Origin of the sequence: Pseudomonas capsici (assembly GCF_017165765.1) — a bacterium.
In the GTDB taxonomy this organism is placed as follows: Bacteria; Pseudomonadota; Gammaproteobacteria; order Pseudomonadales; family Pseudomonadaceae; genus Aquipseudomonas; species Aquipseudomonas capsici.
Map to the genome: position 1 here is coordinate 1 of NZ_JAFGZD010000028.1, position 26322 is coordinate 26322.

The window sequence follows — 26322 nt, forward strand, 5'->3', positions numbered from 1 at the left end:
TTGGTTACTTTGGCCGAAACCAAAGTGACGCGCCGTAAAGGCGCAAGGCGGCCTCAAGCCGAACCTTCAATCGGCAACCACGCGGCACCTGTTTGCTGCGCGACAGCGCGGCACCGGGGCGATGAGCGAACTCCCACAGCATTACCAGCGCTGTACCAGAGAGACCACAACACTTAACGAGGGCAGAGTCCATTCATTCACGACCAACCGTAACAAAATCATTCCACCGTAACGAATTCACTCCAAACTTCTCCGATCCCCAACCTGCAAGGCTTTGATCAGACGGGAATTTTGCAGCCCTGCATTACTGTATCGATTTCGCTACACCCCTCATTTCAATCGTACCCCAAAAACATCACAAATCATTGATTTAAAACAACAAATCCATATTGGCCGCAAAATTGCTACTGAGCCTCGCATTATGCCGGCATCAGCCGCGGTCTTTACCCTTGAGGAGTTGTTATGAGCGAGTTGCGATTCACCGTTGAACACGAATGGCTGCGGGCCGAAGCCGATGGCAGTGTCACGGTAGGCATCACACCTTATGCACAGGAATCGCTCGGTGATGTGGTCTTTGTACAGCTCCCCGAATTACAGACCTACACTCAACACGCTGAAGTCTCGGTAGTGGAATCGGTAAAAGCCGCCAGCAGCATCAATATGCCGCTGGATGGCGAGGTGGTCGCCGTCAACTCCGAACTCGACAGCACCCCGGAACTGGTCAACGAAGATGCGCTGGGCGCAGGCTGGTTCTTTCGCTTCATCCCGCAAGACGCCAATGCCATTCACGGCCTGTTGGATCAGGACGCCTATGACCGACTGATCAAAGCCAACGCTGAAGCCTGAGGAGCGAGCCATGACTGACCTGAACACCGCCAACGAATTCATTGCCCGCCACATCGGCCCACGTGCCAGCGACGAGCAGGCCATGCTGAAAACCCTGGGCTTCGACTCCATCGAAGCACTGAGCGAAAGCGTGATCCCGCAAAGCATCAAGGGCACCAGCGTTCTGAACCTGCCGGCTGGCCAGAGCGAAGCGGATGCCCTGGCATCGATCAAGGCCATCGCCAGCAAGAACCAGTTGTTCAAGACCTACATCGGCCAGGGTTACTACAACACCCACACCCCGGCTCCGATCCTGCGCAACCTGCTGGAAAACCCGGCCTGGTACACCGCCTACACGCCGTATCAGCCAGAGATTTCCCAAGGCCGCCTGGAGTCGCTGCTCAACTTCCAGACCCTGATCAGCGACCTCACCGGCCTGCCGATTGCCAACGCATCGCTGCTGGACGAAGCCACTGCCGCCGCAGAAGCCATGACCTTCTGCAAGCGCCTGAGCAAGAACAAGGGCAGCCAGCACTTCTTCGCTTCGGCCCATTGTCACCCGCAAACCCTGGACGTGCTGCGCACCCGTGCCGAGCCATTGGGTATTACCGTTGTCGTGGCCGATGAAGCGGAACTGGGCGATGTCAGCGACTACTTCGGCGCGCTGCTGCAATACCCGGCCAGCAATGGCGATGTGTTCGACTACCGCGAACTGATCGAACGTTTCCACAGCGTCAACGCTCTGGTGGCGGTGGCAGCCGACCTGCTGGCTCTGACTCTGCTGACGCCACCGGGCGAATTCGGTGCCGACGTGGCCATCGGCAGCGCCCAGCGTTTCGGTGTGCCGCTGGGCTTCGGCGGTCCGCATGCGGCGTATTTCTCCACTCGCGATGCTTTCAAACGCGACATGCCGGGCCGTCTGGTCGGTGTATCGGTGGATCGCCACGGCAAACAGGCCCTGCGCCTGGCCATGCAGACCCGCGAGCAACATATCCGTCGCGAGAAAGCCACCAGCAACATCTGCACCGCACAAGTGCTGCTGGCCAACATCGCCAGCATGTATGCCGTCTACCACGGGCCTGCGGGACTGACGCAAATCGCCAACCGCGTGCATCGCATGACCGCGATCTTCGCAGAAGGCCTGAACCAGCTGGGCCTGAAAGTCGAACAGGAATTCTTCTTCGACAGCCTGACGATCAACACCGGTGGCAAAACCGCCTCGCTGCACGCCAAAGCACGCGCGCACCATATCAATCTGCGTGAAATCAACACTGAATACCTGGGCCTGTCCTTCGACGAAACCACCTCGCAGTCGGCCGTCGAAACCCTGTGGGCGATTTTTGCCGCCGACGGTCAGAGCCTGCCGGACTTCGCAACCCTGGCTTCCAGTGCCAAGTCTTATCTGCCCAAGGCCCTGGCGCGTCAATCGGCGATCCTCAGCCATCCGGTCTTCAACCGCTATCATTCCGAAACCGAGCTGATGCGTTACCTGCGCAAGCTGGCCGACAAGGATCTGGCGCTGGACCGCACCATGATTCCGCTGGGCTCCTGCACCATGAAGCTCAATGCTGCCAGCGAAATGATCCCGGTCACCTGGGCCGAGTTCGGCAACCTGCATCCGTTCGCACCTGCCGAGCAAAGCGCCGGCTACCAGCAACTGACCAGCGAACTGGAAACGATGCTCTGCGCCGCCACCGGTTACGACGCCATCTCCCTGCAACCCAACGCCGGTTCCCAAGGCGAATACGCAGGCCTGCTGGCGATCCGCGCCTACCACCAGAGCCGTGGCGACGAAGCCCGAGATATCTGCCTGATCCCGTCGTCCGCCCACGGCACCAACCCGGCCACCGCGCATATGGCGGGGATGCGCGTGGTGGTGACTGCCTGCGACGCTCGCGGCAACGTCGATATCGAAGACCTGCGCGCCAAGGCCATCGAACACCGCGATCAACTCGCGGCACTGATGATCACCTACCCTTCGACCCATGGCGTGTTCGAGGAAGGCATCCGCGAAATCTGCGGCATCATCCATGACAACGGCGGCCAGGTTTACATCGACGGTGCCAACATGAATGCCATGGTCGGCCTCTGCGCACCGGGCAAGTTCGGCGGCGACGTTTCGCACCTGAACCTGCACAAGACCTTCTGCATCCCGCACGGCGGTGGCGGCCCGGGCGTCGGCCCGATCGGCGTGAAGTCGCACCTGACCCCGTTCCTGCCCGGCCACGGCCAGATGGAACGCAAGGAAGGTGCAGTCTGCGCAGCGCCATTCGGCAGTGCCAGTATTCTGCCAATCACCTGGATGTACATTCGCATGATGGGCGGCGAAGGCCTCAAGCGCGCTTCGCAACTGGCGATTCTCAACGCCAACTACATCTCCCGTCGCCTGGAAGACCATTACCCGGTGCTCTACACCGGCAGCAACGGTCTGGTGGCCCACGAATGCATTCTGGACCTGCGCCCGCTCAAGGAAACCAGCGGCATCAGCGTCGATGACGTTGCCAAGCGCCTGATCGACTTCGGCTTCCACGCTCCGACCATGTCGTTCCCGGTGGCTGGCACTCTGATGATCGAGCCGACCGAGAGCGAATCCAAGGAAGAGCTGGACCGCTTCTGCGAGGCCATGATCAAGATCCGCGAAGAAATCCACGCGGTGGAAAACGGCACCCTGGACAAGGATGACAACCCGCTGAAAAACGCTCCGCACACCGCTGCGGAAATCGCCGGTCAATGGAGCCATCCGTACAGCCGCGAGCAGGCCGTGTACCCGGTCGAATCGCTGATCGAGGGCAAATACTGGCCACCTGTGGGTCGTGTCGACAACGTGTTCGGCGACCGCAATCTGGTCTGCGCCTGTCCGTCCATCGAAAGCTACCAAGAGGCGTGATCGCCCAGCCTTCGCGAAAACATTCATTCGCGAAGGCCTCCTCTCCAAACGGAATCCATCATGCCAACAGAACAATTGCTGACCACACCGCTACACACCCTGCACCGCGAACTCGGCGCAAAAATGGTGCCTTTCGCCGGTTACGACATGCCTGTGCAATATCCGGCCGGCGTAATGAAAGAACACCTTCACACCCGTGAAAAAGCCGGTCTGTTCGATGTTTCGCACATGGGCCAGATTCTTCTGACCGGTGCCGATGCTGCGCAGGCACTGGAAACCCTGGTCCCGGTGGACATCATCGATCTGCCGGTCGGCATGCAGCGCTATGCGATGTTCACCAACGAAAACGGCGGCATCCTCGATGACCTGATGGTCGCCAATCTGGGCAACGATCAACTGATGCTGGTGGTCAATGCCGCCTGCAAGAACGAAGACCTGGCGCATCTGCGCAAGCATCTGGGCTCTCGGTGCACCATAGAACCCCTGTTTGAAGAGCGAGCCCTGCTCGCCCTTCAGGGCCCGCTGGCAGCGGTCGTGCTCGCTCGTCTGGCCCCACAGGTAGCGAGCATGACCTTCATGCAGTTCACCCGTGTCACGCTGCTGGGTATCGAATGCTATGTGAGCCGCTCGGGCTACACAGGCGAAGACGGTTATGAAATTTCGGTTCCTGCCACACAGGCCGAAGCACTGGCGCGTCGCCTGCTGCAAGAGCCGGAAGTGGCTCCAATCGGCCTGGGTGCCCGTGATTCGCTGCGTCTGGAAGCCGGTCTGTGCCTGTACGGCCATGACATGAACGCCGAGACGTCACCCGTAGAAGCCAGCCTGTTGTGGGCAATCTCCAAGGCCCGGCGCGCCGAAGGTGTTCGTGCCGGAGGATTCCCCGGTGCCGAAAAAATATTCGTCCAGCAGCAGGCCGGCGTAGAAAAAAAACGTGTCGGCCTGTTACCGCAGGAACGTACACCGGTGCGTGAAGGCACCGAAATCGTCGATGCAGAAGGCCAGACAATCGGCAGTGTTTGCAGCGGCGGTTTTGGCCCGACGCTGGGCGGTCCCCTGGCGATGGGTTATCTGGACAGCCACTTCGCTGCGCTGAATACGCCGGTCTGGGCGATGGTACGTGGCAAGAAAGTCCCGATGCTGGTAAGCAAAATGCCTTTTGTTGCACAACGTTACTTCCGCGGTTAATAACGGCGTCAAAAAAACAGCAATTATTCATGGCACGATTACCCTGTTGCATGACTCTTTTCGAGAGTCGGGCAACAGGGTTTTTGTCGTCGAAAACAATGCCCCGACAAAGTGCATGAACGGTCCATGATCGGGCAGTTTTGCACCCTCGCTGGAAGATCTCTGCAACTCATCGAGGAGCATGAAAACAAGGGGCAAACCGGGGCTTGTTTTTGTAACGAGAGTTGGCGTAGAGTTTCCTGACTGTGTTTGCATAGGTCGCTGAATCTGGACCTGGGCAGTAGCTCAAAGCGTTGCTACATCCCGTTCTACGTTTCTTACTTCTTGCAACCAGCCCCAGTACTCTTTCGTGTGAAAGAGGCTGTCACCAATTCAAGCGTCAAGGAAATAAGAAAATGTCTCAACGTCAGAGCGGCACCGTCAAGTGGTTCAACGACGAAAAAGGTTTTGGTTTTATCACTCCAGAAAGCGGTCCGGATCTGTTCGTACATTTCCGCGCAATTCAAGGTAACGGCTTCAAGAGCCTGAAAGAAGGCCAGAAAGTGACCTTCATCGCCGTGCAGGGCCAGAAAGGCATGCAGGCAGATGAAGTACAGGCCGAAGGTTAATAACCAAAGCCCGAAAAGCCCCTGATTTATTGATCTCAGGGGCTTTTTTATGGACGCGATTTCGTAAGATGCGGTCTTGACCGTAATCGAGAGCTTCGCAATGTCCAAACACCTGCTTCGACCGCAAGGCGATTTCGCCCCCGCCGGCCTTGCTCGACGTCTGGCAGCCATCTGTTACGACGCCTTCCTCTGCTTCGCCCTGCAACTGGTTACCGCATTCCTCTACAAGCTGGTGCTGATGGCTTTCATCGGCGAGGCCAGACTGCGCGTCCTGTCCGAATCCGGTTCGCTGGATGGCGATCCCCTGCTCTCCTCCATTCTCCTGCTGGTCACCTTCGGCTTCTTTGCCAAGTTCTGGACCCATGGCGGCCAGACGCTGGGCATGCAGGTATGGGGCATTCGCGTGCAGAACGCCGACGGCACCGCTATCAGCCTGATGCAGGCGCTGCTGCGCTTTATCGTGTCAATCGCGTCCTGGCTGTGCCTGGGGCTGGGCTTTGTCTGGAGCCTGTTCGACAAGCAGCAGCGCACCTGGCATGACCTCTACTCCAACACCCGACTGGTGCGGGTTCCCAGACAGAAATAGCGCCCATGAAAAAGCCGACTCAAGGTCGGCTTTTTCAACTCACTGAATGATCATCCAGCGCGGCGAAGCAACAACACACCTGCCAGGGCGCAGGCACCCGCCGGTACCAGCACCGCGAACAGCGGCGAGAAACCGAACACCAGACTCGACGGGCCCAGCAGATCCTGAATGATGCGGAAGGTAAAGCCGACCAGCACACCCGTGAAGACACGTTGCCCCAGAGTCACGGAGCGCAGCGGGCCGAAGATAAACGAGATAGCCATCAGCACCAGCGCCACAGTCACCAGCGGCTGCAGGACCTTGGTCCAGAAGGCCAGCCAGTAACGACCATTGCTCAAGCCCTGATCCGCCAGATAGTGGGCGTAGCTCCACAGGCCGGAAATCGACAGCGACTCGGGCGGCATGATGACCGTGCTCAGCAGTTGCGGGCTGAGGGAGACTTCCCAACGTTCCACCGGAGTGTTGATGACCTCGGTGCTGCCATCACGGAAATACGTGGTGCTGACGTCCTTCAGCTCCCAGTAGTCGGTCATGTAGTTGGCCTGTCTGGCAAAGCTCGACGTCAGCATGTGGTGCTGCTCATCGAAGCGATAGCGCGTCACGCCATACATCAGCCCGTTGGGCTGAACCGTGTTGATGTGGATGAACTCATCGCCCTGACGGTGCCACAGGCCATGCTTGGCACTCTGGGAATCGCCGCTGCCCTGAGCCAGCGAGCGGGCGGCCTGAGCCTGGTTTTCGGCGTAGGGCGCAACATACTCGCCCACCAGCACACCGGCAGCCATCAGGAACAGCATGGGCTTCATGACCGCCCATACGATGCGTGCAATCGACACACCGGCGGCACGCATGATAGTCAGTTCGCTGCTGCTGGCCAGGGTACCCAGGCCGATCAGGCAACCGATCAGGGCGGCCATCGGCAACATGTCGTAGACCCGCCGCGGGGCGGTCATCAGAACGAAGCTGCCGGCATCCATCAGTGTGTAGCTGTCGCTGATATCGCCCATCTCGTCGATGAAGGCGAACAGCGAAGCCAGACCCAGAATGATCCCCAGCACCGCCATGATCGCCAGGAATACGCTTTTACCAATGTATCGATCGAGCTTAACCACGAGCCACCTCCGCTACGCTACGGCGACTCGCCATTTTCAGCCGCAATGGCTCCCAGTAAATCAATGCCATGCCTATCAGCAGGAAAATCCCGTGGACCCACCACATGCCAAGGCCGAGCGGCAGCTTGCCTTTCTCCAGGGCGCCACGCACGGCAATCAGGATGGTCAGGTAGGACATGTACAGCAGAATCGCCGGCAGCAGCTTCAGGTAACGCCCTTGACGCGGGTTGACCCGTGCCAGCGGCACAGCCATCAGGGTCACGATGAAGACCAGGATCGGCAGCGAGATACGCCATTGCAACTCGGCCCGATAGCGTGGCGTGTCGTTGCCGATCAGCTCGCTGGTGGGAATCGCTTCACGATCGGTGACGTCTTCGCTGATTTCCGGCTTGGGCAGCATCGCGCCATAGGTGTCGTATTTGACCGCCCGATAATCGGCCTGCCCCGGATTACCGTCGTAACGGTAGCCGTTTTCAAGAATCAGGAAACGGCTGCCATCCGCACGTACTTCCTGGTGGCCCTTGTCGGCTACCAGCACGGTGATGCTCGGTTCCTTGTTCTTGTCGGTGGGAATACGCCGCTCGGAAATGAACACGCCGCTCAGGTTGGTGCGGTCCTCGGACAGCTCCTGGGTGTAGGTAACCCGCGTACCGTCGCGCAACGCCTGAAAACGACCCGGTACCAGGGTGTCGAACTCGGTCATCGCATCCTGCTTGTTGATCAGCAGCGAAAACTGGGTTGCGCCTTGCGGCGCGAGGCTGAAGCTCAGCCAGGCAACCAGCAGTGCCACGACGGCAGCCGGAGCCATGGTGATAGCGAGCAGACGCTGCTGACTCATGCCGGTAGCGGCAAGCACGGTCATTTCACTTTCCAGGTACAGACGGCCATATGCCAGCAGAATACCGAGGAACAACCCCAGCGGCAGGATCAACTGCAGGAAGCCCGGCAGACGGAAGCCCATGATCATGAAGAGCACGCCCGGATCGAGCGCACCCGAAGCAGCCTGGGCCAGGTACTTGATGAAGCGCCCACTCATGATGATCACCAGCAATACAGCGCTTACCGCGCTCAAGGTGATCAGCACTTCTCGGGACAGATAACGGAAGACAATCAAACCAGACACTCCAGAGTTGTCAGGCTCAGGCAGCCGAACAAGGAAAAAATGAGCCACGGCAACCAGACATTCACACCCGGCAAAGGTGCGAGCCGCCAAAAAATATGCGGCATTATCCTGTGATTGAGTGTTCCTGTCACTGCGCGGTCTGGATAGATCTCACAACAACTTCCTACACAGACCGTACGAGCTGTTGTTCGGGGTTGTCAGCGGCTGCAAAGCGGGGTCAAACTGCAAGGCTTGACGCTGGCGTCGGCTGCACAAGGCTTCGACTTGCCGCACACATCATTCATTTTGCGAAAGCTCGCAGTCTATTCGGGGACCCGACATGGAATTGGTTGTTAAAAGCGTAAGCCCAGAAACCTTGAAGACCGCCACCCTGGTGGTTGCCGTGGGCGAAAATCGCGTTCTGGGCACCGCGGCTCAAAGCGTGGACACGCTCAGCGGCGGTGCCATTGCCGCCGTTCTCAAGCGCGGCGATCTGGCAGGCAAGGTTGGTCAGAGCCTGTTGCTGCACAGCCTGCCCAACCTCAAGGCCGAGCGCGTCCTGCTGGTGGGTATCGGCAAGGAAACCGAACTGTCGGATCGTCAATTCAAGAAAGTCATCGCCAGCGCGCTCTCGACCCTCAAGAGCCTGGGTGGCAGCGATGCCGCCATCGCCCTGGATCAGGTGGCGGTGAAAAATCGCGACACTTACGGCAAGGCCCGCCTGCTGGTGGAAACCCTGGCTGACGGCGAATACGTGTTCGACCGCTTCAAGAGCCAGAAAGCCGAACCTCGCGCCCTGAAGAAAATCACCCTGCTGACCGCCAAGGCCAGCGTTGCCGATGTAGAACGCGCAGCCACCCACGCCCAGGCCATCGCCAAGGGCATGGCTTTCACCCGCGATCTGGGCAATCTGCCGCCCAACATCTGCCACCCGACTTACCTGGGCGAAGAAGCCAAGGCACTGGGCAAGGCCCACAAGAACCTCAAGGTCGAAGTGCACGACGAGAAAAAACTGGCCGAACTGGGCATGGGCTCGTTCCTGGCCGTGGCTCAGGGCAGCGCCCAGCCGCCGCGCCTGATCGTCATGAACTACCAGGGCGGCAAGAAAAGCGAAAAACCTTTCGTGCTGGTCGGCAAGGGCATCACCTTCGATACCGGCGGCATCAGCATCAAGCCGGCAGCCGGCATGGACGAGATGAAGTTCGACATGTGCGGTGCCGCCAGCGTGTTCGGCACCCTGCGCTCCGTGCTCGAGCTGCAACTGCCGATCAATCTGGTCTGCATCCTGGCCTGCGCCGAGAACATGCCGAGCGGCACCGCGACCCGTCCGGGCGATATCGTCAAGACCATGAGCGGCCAGACCGTCGAAATCCTCAACACCGACGCCGAAGGCCGTCTGGTCCTGTGCGATGCTCTGACCTACGCCGAGCGCTTCAAGCCGCAGGCGGTCATCGACATCGCGACCCTGACCGGCGCCTGTGTGGTTGCGCTGGGTGGCCATACCACAGGCCTGCTGGGCAACAACGACGTGCTGATCAATCAACTGCTGGACGCTGGCAAAATGGCCGACGACCGTGCCTGGCAACTGCCGCTGTTCGATGAGTACCAGGAGCAACTGGACAGCCCGTTCGCCGACATCGCCAACATTGGCGGCCCGAAAGGCGGCACCATCACCGCGGCCTGCTTCCTGTCGCGCTTCACCAAGTCTTATGACTGGGCGCACCTGGACATCGCCGGCACTGCATGGCTGAGCGGTGGCAAGGAAAAAGGCGCAACCGGTCGTCCGGTTCCGCTGCTGACCCAATACCTGCTCGACCGCGCCGGCGCATAAGATGCCAGGCGGGATATCGGCCTTGCTGGTCGATATCCCGCCTGATCTGGAACAGAAATGACTCAAGTCGACTTTTACATTCTCCCCAGCGCCGATCCTGCGGCACGCCTGGATTTCGCCTGCAAGCTGACGGAAAAAGCCTGGCGCCTGGGTCACAAGGTCTATCTGCATTGCAGCGATGCCGCCCAGCGTGAAGACCTCGACGCCCGGCTGTGGCGTTTCAAGGGTGAAGTCTTCCTGCCCCACGGCGAAGCCGAAAGCGATCAAGAGGCCCCGGTGGTACTGGGCCTTGGGGACGATCCGGGGCAACATCAGGACCTGCTGGTCAACCTCGACCTGCGCATCCCGACCTTCTTCAAACGCTTCGCCCGGGTGGCGGAAGTGGTCGTCGAAGAGCCGGCAATACGTCTGGCGGCACGAGAGAGTTTCCGCTCGTACCGCGAACAGGGTTATCCTCCGCAAGATCACCGACTACAGCGTCTTTGAGTACACGATGGATACTTCAAAAAAAGCTGAACCTGCGCTTCTGCTGGACGATCTCGAATCGATCCGCCAACTGCTCGGCGATGACAACCTGCAACCGCCCCTGCTGACGGATACTGTCCACCGCGAAGTCCAGATCCCGTTGCTGTTCGACGTCGTCGGCAACAAGCCCGACAGAACACCGGAAGCGGATTACGACAACCCGGACATTCCGACGCTGCAGCCCGACACAGCAGTGCAAGCAGCAGCCCCCGAGCCCGCTGCAGAACCGCAACCCGGCCCGAACCCCGATGCCCTGCTGCATCTGGACAGAGAACTGCGGGCCGCAGCGCAATTGATCATGCAAGACGTGATCGACGACTTTGCACCGCATATCGAGACGGAGATAAAGCGCCGGCTCGAGGCAAGGGTAGAGAGGCTTTTAGCCTCAGCGGCAAGCGGAAAGCTCTGAAGCTGCAAGCGACAAGCCTCAAGCGGCAAGAAAAAGCTCTCCGCTTGCAGCTTGTAGCTTGTAGCTTGTAGCTTGTAGCTTGTAGCTTTCAACCTGCAGCTTACCGCTTGTAGCCTGCAACTCCCCCCCGGTCTATACTTGTCGGCTTTTCTGAATCAATGCCACAGGGTCCCGCCGCGCATGGACAAGACTTACCAGCCGCACGCCATCGAAACTTCCTGGTACCAGACCTGGGAGTCCGAAAACTATTTCGCTCCGCAGGGCGCGGGTGACTCCTACACCATCATGATTCCGCCGCCGAACGTGACCGGCAGCCTGCACATGGGGCATGGTTTCAACAACGCGATCATGGATGCCCTGATCCGCTTCCGTCGCATGCAGGGCCGCAATACCCTGTGGCAGCCGGGTACCGACCATGCGGGTATCGCCACGCAGATGCTGGTAGAGCGTCGCATCGAGGCTCAGGGCCTGAATCGTCACGACCTGGGTCGCGAGAAGTTTCTGGAAAAGGTCTGGGAATGGAAAGCCGAGTCGGGCGGCAACATCAGCCGTCAGATCCGTCGCCTGGGCTCGTCCGTTGACTGGAGCCGCGAGCGCTTCACCATGGACGACGGCATGTCCGCCGCCGTACAGGAAGCCTTCGTTCGTCTGCATGAAGACGGCCTGATCTACCGTGGCAAGCGTCTGGTCAACTGGGACACCAAGCTGCACACCGCGATTTCCGACCTGGAAGTGGAGAACCACGACGAGAAAGGTCATCTGTGGAACCTGCGCTACCCACTGGCCGATGGCGCGAAAACCGCTGAAGGCCTGGATTACCTGATCGTTGCCACCACTCGCCCGGAAACCATGCTGGGTGACGCGGCCGTCGCGGTAAACCCTGAGGACGAGCGTTACAAGGCACTGATCGGCAAGTTCGTCGAGCTGCCACTGGTTGGCCGTCGCATCCCGATCATCGCCGACGACTACTGCGATCCTGAATTCGGCACCGGTTGCGTGAAAATCACCCCGGCTCACGATTTCAACGACTACGAAGTCGGCAAGCGCCACAACCTGCCGCTGCTGAACATCTTCGACAAGAACGCTTCGGTACTGCCTGCCGCTCAGGTGTTCAACCTCGACGGCACACTCAACGAATCCATCGATGGCCGTCTGCCTGCCGAATACGCCGGCCTGGACCGCTTCGAAGCCCGCAAGCAGATCGTTGCCGCCTTCGACGCCGCCGGCCTGCTGGTCAGCGTCGACGACCACGCCCTGAAAGTCCCGAAAGGCGACCGCTCCGGCACCGTCATCGAGCCGTGGCTGACCGACCAGTGGTACGTATCCACCAAGCCATTGGCCGAGCCGGCCATCGCTGCCGTGGAAGACGGCCGCATCGCCTTCGTGCCCAAGCAATACGAGAACATGTACTTCTCGTGGATGCGCGACATCCAGGACTGGTGCATCAGCCGTCAGCTCTGGTGGGGCCACCGTATCCCGGCATGGTACGACGAGTCGGGCAAGGTCTACGTCGGTCGCGACGAAGCCGAAGTCCGCGCCAAGCACAATCTGGGGCCGGACGTTGCGCTGCAACAGGACAACGACGTACTCGACACTTGGTTCAGCTCGGGCCTGTGGACCTTCTCCACCCTGGGCTGGCCGGAAAAGACCAAGGCACTGGAAACCTTCCACTCCACCGACGTGCTGGTCACCGGCTTCGACATCATTTTCTTCTGGGTCGCCCGGATGATCATGCTCACCATGCATCTGGTGAAAAACGAAGACGGCACCCCGCAAGTCCCGTTCAAGACCGTGTATGTGCATGGCCTGGTACGTGATGGCCAGGGTCAGAAAATGTCCAAGTCCAAGGGCAACGTCCTGGACCCGCTGGATATCGTCGACGGTATCGACCTGGAAACCCTGGTGCAGAAGCGCACCAGCGGCCTGATGCAGCCACAGCTTGCCAAAAAGATCGAAAAGCAGACCCGTCAGGAGTTCGCCGACGGCATCGCCAGCTACGGCACCGACGCCCTGCGCTTCACCTTCTGCTCGCTGGCGTCCACCGGTCGCGACATCAAGTTCGACATGGGCCGCGTCGAAGGCTATCGCAACTTCTGCAACAAGATCTGGAACGCAGCGCGCTACGTGCTGGACAAGGGCGAAGACTGCGGCCAGAACGGCGAAGAAGTCGAACTGTCACTGGCTGACCGCTGGATCATCTCGCAACTGCAACGCACCGAAGCCGAAGTGACCCGCCAGCTGGATCAGTTCCGTTTCGACCTCGCTGCGCAAGCCCTGTACGAGTTCATCTGGAACCAGTACTGCGACTGGTATCTGGAATTGTCCAAGCCTGTGCTCTGGGACGAAAACGCTCCGATCGAACGTCAGCGCGGCACCCGTCGCACCCTGGTTCGCGTGCTGGAAGTCGCGTTGCGTCTGGCGCATCCGTTCATGCCGTTCATCACCGAAGAAATCTGGCAGCGTCTGGCGCCACTGGCCGGCATCAACGGCAAGACCATCATGCTGCAGGCCTGGCCGGTGGCCAATGAAAGCCGCATCGACCCGGCTGCCGAAGGCGACATCGAATGGCTCAAGGGCCTGATGCTGGCCGTGCGTAACATCCGTGGCGAAATGAACATCGGCCCGGGCAAGCCGCTGCAACTGTTCCTCAAGAACGTCAACGCCGAAGACCAGCGTCGCCTGAGCGAAAACGACTACCTGCTCAAGAAGCTGGCCAAGCTCGAATCCATCACCGTACTGGCTGAAGGTGCAGAAGCGCCGCTGTCGGCGACCGGTCTGGTGGGCGAGATGGAAGTGCTGGTGCCAATGGCCGGCCTGATCGACAAGGGTGCAGAACTGGCGCGTCTGGACAAGGAAATCCAGCGTCTGCAAGGCGAAGTCCAGCGCGTGGGCGGCAAGCTGTCCAACGCAGCGTTCGTCGACAAGGCACCGCCTGAAGTCATCGCCAAGGAACGCGCCAAGCTGACCGAAGCCGAACAGGCCCTGAGCAAGCTGGCCGAGCAACACGCCCGCATCGCCAGTTTGTAAGCGACAAGACAGGCCAGCCCGCTCGCGGGCTGGCTTTTTATTGGCTGACCTATTCGCGAGCAAGCTCGCTCCCACAGACTGCGCGGGAACGAGCTTGCTCGCGAATAGGCCGGACACCACCTATCACGGCCGAAGCAGAATCATGAACGAAAGCACCAAGCCTCCCCGCAAAAAGCCCCAGCGCCCCGCCAAACCGGCAGAACCCCGCGAGAAGGCCACGCTGCATCCGCGCAATCGCCATCAGGGTCGCTACGACTTTCCCAGGCTGATCAAAAGCAGCCCGGAACTGGCCGAGTTCGTGATTCTCAACCCCTACGGCAAGGAAAGCATCGACTTCGCCAACCCCGCGGCGGTGCGGGTCTTCAACCGGGCGCTGCTCAAGGCCCTGTACGGCATCGCCCATTGGGATATTCCGGCCGACTACCTGTGCCCGCCGATTCCGGGACGCGCGGACTACCTGCATTTTCTCGCCGACCTGCTGGCCAGCGAGAACAATGGCGAAATTCCACGCGGCGCGCCGATCAAGGCCCTGGACATCGGCACCGGAGCCAACTGCATCTATCCCTTGCTGGGCCATAGCGACTACGGCTGGCACTTCGTAGGCTCGGATATCGACAGCACAGCCATCGCCTCCGCCACGACCATCATCAAGGCCAACGGCTTGAGCAAGGCCATCAGCGTGCGTCAGCAGACCAATCGCAAGCACATCCTGCTGGGCCTGCTCGACAGCAGCGAACGCTTCGAGGTGAGCCTGTGCAACCCGCCCTTCCACTCTTCACTGGAAGAGGCACAACGCGGCAGCCAGCGTAAATGGCGCGCACTGGGCAAGGCCGACCCCAAGCGTAAGCTGCCGGTACTCAATTTTGGCGGACAATCCCAGGAGCTGTGGTGCGAAGGTGGCGAGATCGGCTTCGTGACCCAGTTGATTCACGAAAGCTCACAGATACCTCAACAGGTGCGCTGGTTCAGCACCCTGGTTTCCAAGGCTTCGAACCTGCCTGCAATCCAGGCAGCGCTGGCACGGGCCGGCGTGTTGCAGAGCCGGGTCGTGGAAATGGGTCAGGGCCAGAAACAGAGCCGCTTCGTGGCCTGGACCTTCATGTAGGAACCCATTCATTCGCGAATGAGCGGAGCGCCGCCCGATTCGCTCCCACAGGAACCAAAAAAGCCGTGCCCGGTTATCCGGCGCACGGCTTTTTCACAGCAAGCGTGAGCTTACTTGTTGATCGAGTCGTTCAGCACTTTGGCCGGTACGAACTTGATGACTTTCTTGGCAGCGATTTCGATGGCAGCGCCAGTCGAAGGGTTGCGGCCGGTGCGAGCTGGACGCTCAGCAACTTTCAGCTTGCCGATACCCGGCAGGGTGATTTCAACACCGTTTTCCAGTTGGTCGGCAACGATTTGGCCCAACTGCTCAAGAGCATTACGCGCGGTGGTTTTTGGCGCGTCGATAGCTTCAGCGATATCGGCGATCAATTGGTCTTTGGTAAGAGCCATGTGGTGTTCCTTCCCTATCAAATTCATTTGGATTGCAGAACGTAACGTCGGCCAAAGGCCGGGCAATGAACCAGACTCCGCTGGCAGCCACGATAAATCGCGAAATGTAGATACTTAAACCGGGATTTGGTTCGGCCCACACGTAGACGATCTGCATGCTTGGCGCGCTAGAGTGCGCAAGACCGGGCAAAACTAGCACAGAGCCGGGTAAATATCCGCCCTTACCTATCCTTTTGGTCAGGTTTAAGCGGTATTTGCTCAAAAATTGATCACAAAACATCCTGTCGAATGGAAAACCGGGCTCTGCAAGGCCATTTATCGCAGGCGTGCGTTACACTGACGGCCTTGCACGAGCCGTCCGCTCTTCATCATTACCAGCCGAGATATCCATGCCGATCCGTCACTGCATCGTCCACCTGATCGACAAGAAACCCGATGGTACGCCCGCTGTTCTTCACGCTCGCGATACCGAACTCGCCGAGTCCCAGGCCATCGAGAACATGCTGGCGGACCTCAACGAGAGCTATAACGCCAAACAGGGCAAGGCCTGGGGTCTGTTCCATGCCGAATCCGGCGCGCACCCGTTCAGTGGCTGGCTGAAAGAGTATCTGGATGGTGCAAAGGATTTCACGGCGTTCTCCCGGGTTTCGGTGGAACACCTGCAGAAGCTGATGGAAGAATCGAACCTGTCGGTGGGCGGTCATGTGTTGTTCGCCCATTACCAGCAAGGCATGACCGATTACCTGGCCATCGCCCTGCTGCACCACAGCGAAGGCGTGGCGGTGAATGACGAACTGGACGTGACCCCGTCGCGACACCTGGATCTGGGCCAGTTGCACCTGGCTGCCCGGATCAACATTTCGGAATGGCAGAACAACAAGCAGTCCAAGCAGTACATCTCGTTCATCAAGGGCAAGAACGGCAAGAAAGTCTCGGAGTACTTCCGCGACTTCATCGGCTGCCAGGAAGGCGTCGACGGCCCCGGCGAAACCCGCACCCTGCTCAAGGCCTTCAGCGACTTCGTGGAAAGCGAAGACCTGCCGGAAGAGTCGGCCCGCGAGAAAACCAAGACCCTGGTGGATTACGCCAGCAGCCAGAGCAAAATGGGCGAACCCATGGGCCTGGAGGAGTTGTCGGAGCTGATCGACGAAGACCGCCCGCGTGCGTTCTACGATCACATCCGCAACAAGGATTACGGCCTGTCGCCTGAAATCCCGGCGGACAAGCGCACCCTGAACCAGTTCCGGCGCTTCACAGGCCGCGCAGAGGGCCTGTCGATCAGCTTCGAGGCACACCTGCTGGGTGACAAGATCGAGTACGACGAGCAAGCCGGTACGCTGATCATCAAGGGCCTGCCAACCCAGCTCACCGACCAGCTGAAACGGCGCTGATTGTCATGCTGCTGCGCACCCTCAAGAAATTCGCGCTGATCATGCTGGTGGTCGTGGTCTATCAGAACTGGGGCAAGATCGAGAACCTGTTCAACCCGCAACCGGCCAGCGTTGCGCAGAGCTACAGCCAGGCCAGGGTCGTGATGTATGCGACCGAGTGGTGCGGCTACTGCAAGCAGACACGGCGCTTTCTGGACAGCAAGGGTATTGCCTTCACCGAATACGACATCGAGAAGTCGGCAGAAGGCCGCAAGGCCTATGAAGCCCTGGGCGGACGCGGCATCCCGCTGCTGGATGTCAACGGGACGCTGATTCGCGGCTTTTCGCCGGACGCTATATTGGCGGCCCTGAAGTAGGAACAATCGGGCGGCGCTCCGCTGATTCGCGAAAAAGAGCTTCGCGAATGAATGGGCTCTGTCTGCATTAAGTATTGCAAGTCCGTCAGAGGACTGTAGGAGGCAGCTTGCTGGCGACTTCACCGTTGTCGTCAGCAAGCTGCCTCTCATCAAACATAAATGCAACACCATGAATTAAAAGGCTTTTCTGTAGGAGCGCGCTTGCCTGTTTGCTGCGCGACAGCGTGGGCGATCTCCTGCCGCACGGTATCTACGCCCGCTTCTCGATCCGGAATCCGAAGCGTGGAAAATGCACATGCACCACGCCTGCCCGCGGGTCTTCACGGCGCAGGATCAGTTCCTCGCGGCCACTGAATACCAGTTCCCCTTCCACCGCTTCCACACCGTAATCGACAGCCGAAATCGCAACACGATCACCGGCCTTGAAACCATTGGGGTCGACAAACACCTCATCGGGCAATGCGGCAGGCGTGGCATCGGCGGCGATCTGGATGGCTTCGGCAGCTGTGAGTTCGTTGTGTGCGCCATGACCGAAGCCCAGCACCCGCCCAAGCCAGGCCGATACTGCCGGATAATCATCCACCAGCGGTGAGGTCACGGGAGTCTGCTTGAGGAACCAGAGAGTGTGTGCCACCGAGAAGTCGGCAATGGAAGGCTCGCCAAACAGGAAGTCGCCATTGCGCTCCAGTTGCTGCTCAAGCCGCCCCATCAGTGTGGGCCATTGATGCTGCGCCTGCTCCAGCGGCAGACGCGAAGCGCTTCCGCCATCGAACAGTGTCGACCTGTCCGCAACAAAGGTCTTCAAGGCTTCAGGAGGTACCTTGGCAAAACGCACGGCCAGGGAAGCGGGCTGGAACACCAGACTGACTGCATGCATGAACAGCACCGAATCGCCCCAGGCAGCAAGACCGGCTACCGTGAACTCCTGGCCTTCGGGATAAAAGGTCGGGGAGGTCTTTTCCTGTTCCAGGCGACGCGCGATCAATGCTGTATCGCAGTAGATATCCGCACCGATCTGCAACACCGGGGTCTTGCGATAACCACCGGTCAGGGCCGTCAGGTCTGGCTTGGGCATGACCGGCGGTATGATCACCGACCGCCAGGACAAGCCCTTGAAACCGAGCATCAGGCGGGCTTTTTCGGCAAACAGCGATGCAGGGTAATGATGAAGAATCAGCTCTGACATGCTTTGGCCTCTCAGGCGCAGGAAAAGCAACAGCTTACCTCCCTGCACCCGGGCAGCCTACAGGATCAGGCTGATGACACGGCATCACGCTGAGTGATCGGAGACCCCGTATAACTGGAGGCCAGGACTTCCTTGGCGCTCTTGCGCAGCTTCTTGATCAGACGCTCCTGACGCAATGCCTCGCCCTTGCTGCCCCAGACCTCGACATAGACCAGCGCGACCGCCGGACTGGAATGGAAGAAACGTGCGCCCTTGCCACTCTGGTGATCGGCAAAGCGTCGATAAGGATCATCACTGATGCCGCAATACAGCGAACCATTGGCTGCACGCACCAGATAGACAAACCAGGGCTTGTCGACAGGTGCTGCAACATCGATCGCGGCATTCATGGCGTCAGGCATGGGGCTTTTGGGTAAACGCCTTGAGCCCTTTCTGGGCCTGGGCACGAATCGCGTTCTGCACCAGCGGCGTCCAGCCCAGCAGCAGGCCTTTGGTACCCAAGGCCTGACGCGACCAGCGCCACAGGTCAAAGTGGTCATGATGTTCGCAGATCTTGCCGTCACGGAACACGAAACGAGCCTGGATGTTATTGACCACGGTGCGGCCTGTCTGGCTGAACAGGTAAGTGGCGACCCAGTGCGCACCGCCGCTGCGCTCATCGGCGCGGACATTGTCGAAGACCACCGAGAAATCCTGGGCACGGGAAGTCAGCATGCGCCACATGTCACCGGCCTGCTTGCCACGCAGTTCGCCGAAGACCGGGTCGCTGAACAGCACGTCATCGCTGTAGCAGGCAGCCATGCCTTCGGCATCCAGACGGGCAAACGCCTCATAGAAACGGATGATCAAGGCGTTGTTGATTTGCATTTTTTGTTCGTTGCTCATGCATTCAGGTCCATTGGGAGCAAAAGAAGGTGAACGATAAGCGGCAAATCGACACTTTGCCATCATCATTCGCAGGATAAATGGTGCCCTTCAGCAACCCGCCAGGTGCGAATTCATCCGCGAAGGTGCCTTCGCGAATAAATTGGCTCCTGCCGCCGTCAAATTTTCTCGCTCGATACCTGCACATACAAGGCCCGACCCGCGCCCATGCCGGCGATGATCGCCCCCAGCCCCAGTGCGGCGAAAATCCAGCCGATCGAATCCCAGCTTCCGCTCACATCATGCACCACGCCCACCGCCAGCGGTCCTATGGACGCGATGGTGTAGCCGATACCCTGCGCCATGCCCGACAGGTTGGAAGCCACATGGGAATCACGGGAGCGCAGCACGATCAGCGCCAGAGCCAGGCTGAACGTACCGCCCTGCCCCAGCCCCAGCAGAATCGCCCAGCCCCACAGCCCTTCCAGCGGCGCATACAGGCAACCGAACAAGCCGCCCAGAGTCATCAGCATGACGAGCACGATGGCCAGACGCTGATCCTTGCCACGTGTCGCCAGCCAGGGTGCACTCAGGGCACTGACCAGTTGCACGATGATCGAACCGGACAGCAGCAGGCCGGCCTGGGTCGGGGTCATGCCGCGATCGATCAGCACCGAAGGCAACCAGCCGAAGACGATATAGGCCAGGGAGGATTGCAGCCCCATATACAGGGTGACCTGCCAGGCCAGCGGATCACGCAACAGACCGCGCACGCGATACGCCACCTGATGGTTGGCATGCAGCTCGCGGGCCTGGGGCAACCAGACCAGCGCTGCCAGCAGCGCCGGGATCATCCAGAATCCCAGGCCGACACTCCAGCGATTATCGAAATACTGGGTCAAGGGCACGGTCAACCCGGCGGCAATCGCGGCACCAAGGCACAGCGCCATGGTATAGACGCCGGTCATTGCTCCGGCCTGCCGGGGGAAATCACGCTTGACGATACCGGGCAGCAGGACACCGATGATACCGATGCTTGCACCGGCCAGCAGGCTCCCGGCAAACAGTCCGACCTCACCGAAGTTGCTGCGCAGCAGAACCCCGGCAGCCAGCACCAGCAGAATCCCCAGTACCACCCGCTCACTGCCGAAGCGTCTGGCGAGTCTCGGTGCCAATGGCGCAAACAGCCCCAGACACAACACCGGCAAAGTCGTCAGAAGCCCGGCCCTGGCCGACGACAGCCCGAGGCTTTCGGACACCGCATTGAGCAATGGTGCAACGCTGGACAGCGCAGGCCGCAGGTTCAGGGCCACCAGCACCAGGCCCAGCAACAGCAGCCATGGGCGTTTGAGAATGGAAGTGTCTTGGGTCGGGGTCGTGCTCGCCTGAGGCGCCTTGGTCGTCATGAGTCTCTCTTGGGCAGGATGTCTTGCAGCGCATAGCGCAAAGGGTGTGCATCCTGTTGGAGAACCTTGCCGAATACAAGTTCGCTTGAAAACAGGCATGAAAAAACCGGACACAAGGTCCGGTTTCTTCATGCAGCCTCTGCGACTCAGTGAATGATCTGGCTGAGGAACAGTTTGGTACGGTCGCTTTGCGGGTTGTCGAAGAAGTCGTTAGGCGAAGCCTGTTCGACGATCTCGCCCTTGTCCATGAAGATCACGCGGTTTGCCACGGTACGGGCAAAGCCCATTTCGTGGGTTACGCAGAGCATGGTCATGCCTTCTTCGGCCAGGGAAACCATGGTGTCGAGTACTTCCTTGACCATTTCCGGGTCGAGTGCCGAGGTCGGCTCGTCGAACAGCATGATTTTCGGCTTCATGCACAAGGCACGGGCAATCGCCACACGCTGCTGCTGACCACCGGAGAGCTGGCCCGGATACTTGTTGGCCTGCTCCGGGATGCGCACGCGCTCCAGGTAGTGCATGGCGATTTCTTCGGCCTTTTTCTTCGGCATGTTGCGAACCCACATCGGTGCCAGCGTGCAGTTCTGCAGGATGGTCAGGTGCGGGAACAGGTTGAAGTGCTGGAACACCATGCCGACTTCGCGGCGGATGGTTTCGATCTGCTTCAGGTCGGAAGTCAGTTCGGTGCCATCGACGATGATGCGGCCCTGCTGGTGCTCTTCCAGACGGTTCAGGCAACGAATGGTCGTGGACTTGCCCGAACCCGAAGGGCCGCACAACACGATACGTTCGCCCTGACGCACGTTCAGGTTGATGTCTTTCAATACATGGAACTGGCCGTACCACTTGTGTACGCCTTCCATCCGGATCATGCCTTCAGCGCCCAGAGGCTTACTGATAACTTCACTCATCACAAAACTCCTAACGCTTGTGGCCTGTGTCCAGCTTACGTTCCAAATGCATGGAATAGCGGGACATACCGAAACAGAAGATCCAGAACACCAGGGCCGCGAAGACATAGCCTTCGGTGGCCATACCCAGCCATGCCGGGTCGGCGGTGGCTTGCTTGACGCTGTTGAGCAGGTCAAACAGACCGATGATGATCACCAGACTTGTATCCTTGAACAGCGCAATAAAGGTGTTGACGATGCCAGGGATAACCATCTTCAACGCCTGCGGCAGGATCACCAGACCCATTGCGCGCCAGTAGCCCAGGCCCATGGCCGCTGCGGCTTCGTATTGACCCTTTGGAATTGCCTGCATGCCACCGCGCACCACTTCGGCAATGTACGCCGACTGGAAGAGGATGACGCCGATCAGGGCGCGCAGCAGCTTGTCGAAGTTCATCCCCTCGGGCATGAACAGCGGCAGCATCACCGACGACATGAACAGCACAGTGATCAACGGCACACCACGCCAGAACTCGATGAAGGTCACGCACACCACACGCACGGCCGGCATGTTGGAGCGACGCCCCAGCGCCAGCAGGATACCCAGCGGCAATGCACCGGCAATACCGACGGTCGCGATCACCAGGGTCAGCATCAGGCCGCCCCACTGACTGGTTGCAACTGTGCTCAGACCAAACGCGCCACCATGCAGCAGGTAGAACGCGATGACCGGGTAAAGCACCAGGAAGCCGATGGCGTAGAACGCCTTGCGCGGAAACTTCGAGATGAACAGAGGCGCTGCACCGACAATCGCCAGGATTGCAGTGAGGTCGACCCTCCAGCGCAGTTCGGTCGGGAAGTAGCCATACATGAACTGGCCAAAACGCTGCTGGACGAATACCCAGCAGGCACCTGCCTTGGTGCAGTCTTCCTTGGTGGTGCCGATCCAGTTGGCATCCAGCAGCGACCAACTGATCATCGGCGGGAGGATCAGGTAGATCAGGTAGAACGAGAACAGCGTCAGCAACGTGTTGATCCAGCTGGAGAACAGGTTCTGCCGCATCCATGCAACCGGACCGAACACTTTGGCCGGTGGTGGCATGTCAGGTTTGAAAGTATGAGTCGTCATGCGCGTTTCCTCACCGCTCGATCAGCGCAATGCGCTTGTTGTACCAGTTCATCAGCATGGAGATGCTGATACTGATCGCCAGGTACACACTCATGGTGATGGCAATGACTTCAATGGCCTGACCGGTCTGGTTGAGTACCGTACCGGCGAACAGCGAAACCATTTCCGGATAACCAATGGCTGCCGCCAGCGAAGAGTTCTTCGCCAGGTTCAGGAACTGGCTGGTCAACGGCGGGATGATCACTCGCAGAGCCTGCGGAATGATGACCTTGCGCAGCGTTGGCCCGGGACGCAGCCCAAGGGAGCGAGCCGCTTCGGTCTGGCCGTGGCTGACCGACTTGATACCCGAACGCACGATTTCGGCGATGAACGCCGCGGTGTAGATGGTCAACGCCAGGGTCAGGGAGATCAGTTCGGGGATCAGTACCCAGCCGCCGGTGAAGTTGAAGCCTTTGAGCTGAGGCAGTTCCCAGTGCACCGGGCTGCCGAAGATCAGCATGCTCAGACCTGGAATGACCAGCAACAGACCCAGGGCGGCCCAGAACTTGTGGAACGGTTCGCCGGTGAGTTCAAAGCGCTTGTTGGCCCAGCGCACCATGACGATCACCGCCACGATGGCGATGACAATGCTGGCCAGGAATGCCCATGCACCTTCGGCAGGAATTGCCTTGGGCATGTTCAACCCGCGGCTGCTGACAAAGAACATGTCCAGGTAGCCGTGAGCCTGACGTGGTCCGGGCAGGGTCAGGAAGACGGCGGTGTACCAGAACAGGATCTGCAGCAACGGCGGAATGTTGCGGAAGACTTCGACATAAACAGTCGCCAGCTTGTTGATCATCCAGTTCTGGGACAGGCGAGCGACGCCGATGATGAAACCCAGAATGGTCGCCAGGATGATACCGATGACCGATACCAGCAAGGTGTTGAGCAAGCCGATGACGAAAACGCGGGCATAGCTGTCCGCTTCGGTGTAATCGATCAGATGCTGGGCAATACCGAAACCGGCACTGCGCTCAAGAAACGAGAACCCCGATGTGATACCACGATGCTGCAGGTTGGTCTGGGTGTTGTCGAACATGAACCAGCCCAACGAGACCACCGCCACTACGGTGATGATCTGAAATAACCACGCGCGCACTTTTGGGTCGCTCAAAGAGAGCTTTTGCTTTGGTGCGACGATTTGCTTTTCCATGAAATGCCCCAGGAAAAATCGAACAGAACAACGCCCGACAGGCTTGAAAGCCTGCCGGGCGCCGGGTCAATCAGCGAATTGGTGGAGCGTACTGAATGCCACCTTTGTTCCACAGAGCATTCTGGCCACGCTTGATTTGCAGCGGGGTCGACTCGCCCAGGTTGCGCTCGAACATCTCGCCGTAGTTACCTACCTGCTTGACGATCTGAACAACCCAGTCCTTGCGCAGCTTCAGGTCTTTGCCGTACTCACCGTCAGCACCGAGCATACGGGCAACGTCAGGGTTCTTGGTGGCCTTGGCTTCAGCTTCGACGTTCTTGGAAGTGATGCCTGCTTCTTCAGCGTTCAGCTGAGCGAACAGGGTCCAGCGAACGATGGAGAACCACTCTTCGTCGCCTTTACGCACGACCGGGCCCAGAGGCTCCTTGGAGATGACTTCTGGCAGAACGATGTAGTCGTCAGGCTTGGCCAGCTTGCTGCGCTGTGCGTAGAGCTGCGACTGGTCGGAGGTCAGTACGTCGCAACGGCCGCCTTCCAGCGACTTGGCGCTTTCGTCGGAGGTGTCGAAAGTGATCGGAGTGTATTTCAGGCCGTTGGAGCGGAAGTAGTCGGAGACGTTCAGCTCGGTGGTGGTACCAGCCTGGATACAAACGGTTGCACCGTCCAGTTCCTTGGCGCTCTTGACGCCCAGCTTGTTGTTTACCAGGAAGCCGATACCGTCGTAGTAAGTCACGCCGGTGAAGACCAGACCCATGCCCGAGTCACGGGAGCTGGTCCAGGTGGTGTTACGCGACAGAATGTCGATTTCACCCGATTGCAGCGCGGTGAAACGCTCTTTGGCGTTCAACTGGCTGAATTTTACCTTGGTCGCGTCACCGAAAACGGCAGCAGCTACGGCACGGCACACGTCTGCGTCGATACCGGTAATCTTGCCTGTAGCATCTGGAACGGAGAACCCTGGCAGGCCATCGCTGACGCCGCACTGAACAAAACCTTTCTTCTGGACAGCGTCAAGTGTGGCACCGGCGTTAGCTGCACCGGTCACGCCGAGTGCTGCTACAGCTGTAACGACCGCCAGTGTGGATTTCAACATCTTCATTCAAACCTCCAGTGTGCTCTTTATTGTGTGGGTCTTCAGTCACGCCGCACCCTTGTGAGGCATTAATGACCCGTGCTGGCTTTTTTTTGGGTCATGCGACGCTGGACCTGAATCGCGAATCGAGTACGAGGCCACCTCATCACTCACATTCACCATTCATTTATAGCCCTTGTACCAAAGCCCCGTATTTTTCCCGGACCAGAGCGGTACAGGATCAATCATGGCAAGAGTCCTGACGCATGGACTCCCGTGCTGCCTTCGATCGTCACAAGTAGTAGCCTAATAGTGTTACCGATCGATGTGAGCGCTTTGACTCCACACGTTCCATAGCAAAGGCCGTACCATCATGCTGGCGATGTCGAATTAGCGACAGGTCAAGTCGAAAACTTGTAACCTTGCGACATCTTCTTTCACTTTTAAACTGCATGCGCACCTAATTAATGCGCAGAAAAATAACCAACGCACACTATTGGAGCACTCATGAGCGAGTCCTTGATCCTGCAACCCACCGCCGAACCCGATGCCTGCGTCATCTGGCTGCACGGCCTTGGAGCCGACCGCTATGACTTCCTGCCCGTCGCCGAGGCCCTGCAGGAAACACTGACCACCACGCGCTTCATCCTGCCTCAGGCGCCGAAACGTGCTGTCACCGTCAACGGTGGTTATGAAATGCCGAGCTGGTATGACATCAAGAGCATGACCTCCGAAGCCCGCTCCATCGATCACGATGAGATGGAAGCCTCGGCCCAACAGGTTCTGAACCTGATCGAACAGCAGCGCGACAGCGGCATCGACCCCGCAAGAATCTTCCTGGCCGGCTTCTCCCAGGGCGGCGCCGTGGTGCTGCACACGGCCTACAAGCGTTGGCAGGGGCCGCTGGGCGGCGTGCTGGCGTTGTCCACTTACGCACCGACCTTCAATGACCAGATGACATTGTCAGCCAGTCAGCAACGCATCCCGGCCTTGTGTCTGCATGGTTTCCATGACGAAGTGGTCCACAATGCCATGGGACGCGCCGCTTATGAGTACCTCAAGACTCTGGGTGTAACCGCTCAATGGAAAGAGTACCCAATGGGCCATCAAGTGTTACCCCAGGAAATTTCCGACATCCAGATCTGGCTTGCCGAGAAGCTTCGGTAACGTCTTCTTCAAAGCGCTTTGAACAGGCCTGATCGGAGACCTTTGTAGCGAACCGAGGATGACACTACGCCGCGC

24 protein-coding genes are annotated in these 26322 nt (G+C 59.1%); 13 read left to right on the plus strand and 11 right to left on the minus strand.

Features of this window, described 5'->3' with window-relative positions; all coding sequences use genetic code 11:
• The first annotated feature begins 462 nt into the window (after positions 1-462).
• The 5 genes from gcvH (at position 463) to JSY17_RS23945 (ending at position 6091) form a co-directional block, all read left to right on the plus strand.
• Complete coding sequence (gene gcvH / locus JSY17_RS23925) at positions 463-846, plus strand: glycine cleavage system protein GcvH (RefSeq protein WP_117164372.1); 384 nt, start codon at positions 463-465, stop codon at positions 844-846.
• 10 nt (positions 847-856) lie between these two features.
• Positions 857-3712, plus strand: coding sequence for an aminomethyl-transferring glycine dehydrogenase (gcvP, locus tag JSY17_RS23930; protein ID WP_200979931.1), 2856 nt, complete (start codon positions 857-859; stop codon positions 3710-3712).
• Between the two features lie 60 nt (positions 3713-3772).
• On the plus strand, positions 3773-4897 hold the full coding sequence (gcvT, locus tag JSY17_RS23935) for a glycine cleavage system aminomethyltransferase GcvT (RefSeq protein WP_206403169.1): 1125 nt from the start codon (positions 3773-3775) through the stop codon (positions 4895-4897).
• A 395-nt stretch (positions 4898-5292) separates the two neighbouring features.
• On the plus strand, positions 5293-5505 hold the full coding sequence (locus JSY17_RS23940) for a cold-shock protein (RefSeq protein WP_007931076.1): 213 nt from the start codon (positions 5293-5295) through the stop codon (positions 5503-5505).
• Between the two features lie 100 nt (positions 5506-5605).
• Positions 5606-6091 (plus strand): RDD family protein, encoded by a 486-nt coding sequence (locus tag JSY17_RS23945; RefSeq protein ID WP_200979935.1) that lies wholly within the window; start codon positions 5606-5608, stop codon positions 6089-6091.
• 50 nt (positions 6092-6141) lie between these two features.
• Here the strand turns inward: JSY17_RS23945 and lptG are convergent, their stop codons facing one another.
• Entirely contained in the window at positions 6142-7203 is a 1062-nt protein-coding gene (lptG, locus tag JSY17_RS23950) for an LPS export ABC transporter permease LptG (RefSeq protein ID WP_117164365.1), read from the minus strand.
• A complete protein-coding gene (lptF, locus tag JSY17_RS23955) occupies positions 7196-8317 on the minus strand; it encodes an LPS export ABC transporter permease LptF (protein ID WP_117184352.1) in 1122 nt (373 codons plus the stop codon). Before lptF ends, lptG begins: the two co-directional genes overlap by 8 nt.
• Positions 8318-8645: 328 nt before the next feature.
• On the opposite strand from lptF, the gene JSY17_RS23960 reads away from it, so the two are divergent.
• The 5 genes from JSY17_RS23960 to rlmF all read left to right on the plus strand — a co-directional run bounded on the left by JSY17_RS23960 (position 8646) and on the right by rlmF (position 15202).
• Complete coding sequence (locus JSY17_RS23960; protein ID WP_117164363.1) at positions 8646-10136, plus strand: leucyl aminopeptidase; 1491 nt, start codon at positions 8646-8648, stop codon at positions 10134-10136.
• A gap of 57 nt (positions 10137-10193) precedes the next feature.
• Positions 10194-10622: a DNA polymerase III subunit chi gene (locus JSY17_RS23965; protein ID WP_117184350.1), complete on the plus strand. Its 429-nt coding sequence runs from the start codon at positions 10194-10196 to the stop codon at positions 10620-10622.
• A 7-nt stretch (positions 10623-10629) separates the two neighbouring features.
• Positions 10630-11070: a DNA polymerase III subunit chi gene (locus JSY17_RS23970; RefSeq protein WP_206403171.1), complete on the plus strand. Its 441-nt coding sequence runs from the start codon at positions 10630-10632 to the stop codon at positions 11068-11070.
• A gap of 180 nt (positions 11071-11250) precedes the next feature.
• Positions 11251-14097: a valine--tRNA ligase gene (locus JSY17_RS23975; RefSeq protein WP_117184348.1), complete on the plus strand. Its 2847-nt coding sequence runs from the start codon at positions 11251-11253 to the stop codon at positions 14095-14097.
• Between the two features lie 142 nt (positions 14098-14239).
• Positions 14240-15202 (plus strand): 23S rRNA (adenine(1618)-N(6))-methyltransferase RlmF, encoded by a 963-nt coding sequence (gene rlmF / locus JSY17_RS23980; RefSeq protein ID WP_201015007.1) that lies wholly within the window; start codon positions 14240-14242, stop codon positions 15200-15202.
• A gap of 110 nt (positions 15203-15312) precedes the next feature.
• On the opposite strand, the gene JSY17_RS23985 is transcribed toward rlmF, so the two are convergent.
• Positions 15313-15594 (minus strand): HU family DNA-binding protein, encoded by a 282-nt coding sequence (locus tag JSY17_RS23985; protein WP_020304671.1) that lies wholly within the window; start codon positions 15592-15594, stop codon positions 15313-15315.
• A 389-nt stretch (positions 15595-15983) separates the two neighbouring features.
• On the opposite strand from JSY17_RS23985, the gene yejK reads away from it, so the two are divergent.
• Both yejK and JSY17_RS23995 read left to right on the plus strand, forming a co-directional pair.
• A complete protein-coding gene (yejK, locus tag JSY17_RS23990; RefSeq protein ID WP_117184346.1) occupies positions 15984-16985 on the plus strand; it encodes a nucleoid-associated protein YejK in 1002 nt (333 codons plus the stop codon).
• A 5-nt stretch (positions 16986-16990) separates the two neighbouring features.
• Complete coding sequence (locus tag JSY17_RS23995) at positions 16991-17341, plus strand: glutaredoxin family protein (RefSeq protein WP_117164357.1); 351 nt, start codon at positions 16991-16993, stop codon at positions 17339-17341.
• A 250-nt stretch (positions 17342-17591) separates the two neighbouring features.
• On the opposite strand, the gene JSY17_RS24000 is transcribed toward JSY17_RS23995, so the two are convergent.
• From JSY17_RS24000 to JSY17_RS24035, 8 genes are all read right to left on the minus strand, one after another.
• Positions 17592-18527 (minus strand): glutathione S-transferase family protein, encoded by a 936-nt coding sequence (locus tag JSY17_RS24000; RefSeq protein WP_117184345.1) that lies wholly within the window; start codon positions 18525-18527, stop codon positions 17592-17594.
• Between the two features lie 65 nt (positions 18528-18592).
• Positions 18593-18928 (minus strand): GIY-YIG nuclease family protein, encoded by a 336-nt coding sequence (locus JSY17_RS24005; RefSeq protein WP_200999468.1) that lies wholly within the window; start codon positions 18926-18928, stop codon positions 18593-18595.
• Positions 18921-19412, minus strand: a complete 492-nt coding sequence (locus JSY17_RS24010; protein WP_117164353.1) for a nuclear transport factor 2 family protein — start codon at positions 19410-19412, stop codon at positions 18921-18923. The genes JSY17_RS24005 and JSY17_RS24010 overlap by 8 nt, the downstream gene beginning before the upstream one ends.
• 158 nt (positions 19413-19570) lie before the next feature.
• Complete coding sequence (locus JSY17_RS24015) at positions 19571-20797, minus strand: MFS transporter (protein WP_200979951.1); 1227 nt, start codon at positions 20795-20797, stop codon at positions 19571-19573.
• A gap of 146 nt (positions 20798-20943) precedes the next feature.
• Entirely contained in the window at positions 20944-21708 is a 765-nt protein-coding gene (locus tag JSY17_RS24020) for an amino acid ABC transporter ATP-binding protein (RefSeq protein WP_117164351.1), read from the minus strand.
• A 10-nt stretch (positions 21709-21718) separates the two neighbouring features.
• Positions 21719-22816, minus strand: a complete 1098-nt coding sequence (locus JSY17_RS24025) for an amino acid ABC transporter permease (RefSeq protein ID WP_117186363.1) — start codon at positions 22814-22816, stop codon at positions 21719-21721.
• A gap of 10 nt (positions 22817-22826) precedes the next feature.
• Positions 22827-24008: an amino acid ABC transporter permease gene (locus tag JSY17_RS24030; protein ID WP_117164349.1), complete on the minus strand. Its 1182-nt coding sequence runs from the start codon at positions 24006-24008 to the stop codon at positions 22827-22829.
• Between the two features lie 70 nt (positions 24009-24078).
• On the minus strand, positions 24079-25107 hold the full coding sequence (locus JSY17_RS24035) for an amino acid ABC transporter substrate-binding protein (RefSeq protein ID WP_117184341.1): 1029 nt from the start codon (positions 25105-25107) through the stop codon (positions 24079-24081).
• A gap of 480 nt (positions 25108-25587) precedes the next feature.
• Between JSY17_RS24035 and JSY17_RS24040 the strand changes: the two genes are divergently transcribed.
• A complete protein-coding gene (locus JSY17_RS24040; protein ID WP_117164347.1) occupies positions 25588-26247 on the plus strand; it encodes an alpha/beta hydrolase in 660 nt (219 codons plus the stop codon).
• The last annotated feature ends 75 nt before the right edge of the window (positions 26248-26322 follow it).

Bases quoted from the DNA above. Each gene is read 5' to 3' on its own strand.
- JSY17_RS24015 (WP_200979951.1), bottom strand. From the start codon at position 20,797: ATGACGACCAAGGCGCCTCAGGCGAGCACGACCCCGACCCAAGACACT.
- rlmF (WP_201015007.1), top strand. From the start codon at position 14,240: ATGAACGAAAGCACCAAGCCTCCCCGCAAAAAGCCCCAGCGCCCCGCC.
- JSY17_RS24005 (WP_200999468.1), bottom strand. From the start codon at position 18,928: ATGCCTGACGCCATGAATGCCGCGATCGATGTTGCAGCACCTGTCGAC.
- yejK (WP_117184346.1), top strand. From the start codon at position 15,984: ATGCCGATCCGTCACTGCATCGTCCACCTGATCGACAAGAAACCCGAT.
- JSY17_RS24025 (WP_117186363.1), bottom strand. From the start codon at position 22,816: ATGACGACTCATACTTTCAAACCTGACATGCCACCACCGGCCAAAGTG.
- JSY17_RS23940 (WP_007931076.1), top strand. From the start codon at position 5,293: ATGTCTCAACGTCAGAGCGGCACCGTCAAGTGGTTCAACGACGAAAAA.
- JSY17_RS24020 (WP_117164351.1), bottom strand. From the start codon at position 21,708: ATGAGTGAAGTTATCAGTAAGCCTCTGGGCGCTGAAGGCATGATCCGG.
- gcvT (WP_206403169.1), top strand. From the start codon at position 3,773: ATGCCAACAGAACAATTGCTGACCACACCGCTACACACCCTGCACCGC.
- JSY17_RS24030 (WP_117164349.1), bottom strand. From the start codon at position 24,008: ATGGAAAAGCAAATCGTCGCACCAAAGCAAAAGCTCTCTTTGAGCGAC.
- JSY17_RS23970 (WP_206403171.1), top strand. From the start codon at position 10,630: ATGGATACTTCAAAAAAAGCTGAACCTGCGCTTCTGCTGGACGATCTC.
- gcvH (WP_117164372.1), top strand. From the start codon at position 463: ATGAGCGAGTTGCGATTCACCGTTGAACACGAATGGCTGCGGGCCGAA.
- JSY17_RS23995 (WP_117164357.1), top strand. From the start codon at position 16,991: ATGCTGCTGCGCACCCTCAAGAAATTCGCGCTGATCATGCTGGTGGTC.
- JSY17_RS23975 (WP_117184348.1), top strand. From the start codon at position 11,251: ATGGACAAGACTTACCAGCCGCACGCCATCGAAACTTCCTGGTACCAG.
- JSY17_RS24010 (WP_117164353.1), bottom strand. From the start codon at position 19,412: ATGAGCAACGAACAAAAAATGCAAATCAACAACGCCTTGATCATCCGT.
- JSY17_RS24040 (WP_117164347.1), top strand. From the start codon at position 25,588: ATGAGCGAGTCCTTGATCCTGCAACCCACCGCCGAACCCGATGCCTGC.
- gcvP (WP_200979931.1), top strand. From the start codon at position 857: ATGACTGACCTGAACACCGCCAACGAATTCATTGCCCGCCACATCGGC.
- JSY17_RS24000 (WP_117184345.1), bottom strand. From the start codon at position 18,527: ATGTCAGAGCTGATTCTTCATCATTACCCTGCATCGCTGTTTGCCGAA.
- JSY17_RS24035 (WP_117184341.1), bottom strand. From the start codon at position 25,107: ATGAAGATGTTGAAATCCACACTGGCGGTCGTTACAGCTGTAGCAGCA.
- JSY17_RS23965 (WP_117184350.1), top strand. From the start codon at position 10,194: ATGACTCAAGTCGACTTTTACATTCTCCCCAGCGCCGATCCTGCGGCA.
- JSY17_RS23960 (WP_117164363.1), top strand. From the start codon at position 8,646: ATGGAATTGGTTGTTAAAAGCGTAAGCCCAGAAACCTTGAAGACCGCC.
- JSY17_RS23945 (WP_200979935.1), top strand. From the start codon at position 5,606: ATGTCCAAACACCTGCTTCGACCGCAAGGCGATTTCGCCCCCGCCGGC.
- JSY17_RS23985 (WP_020304671.1), bottom strand. From the start codon at position 15,594: ATGGCTCTTACCAAAGACCAATTGATCGCCGATATCGCTGAAGCTATC.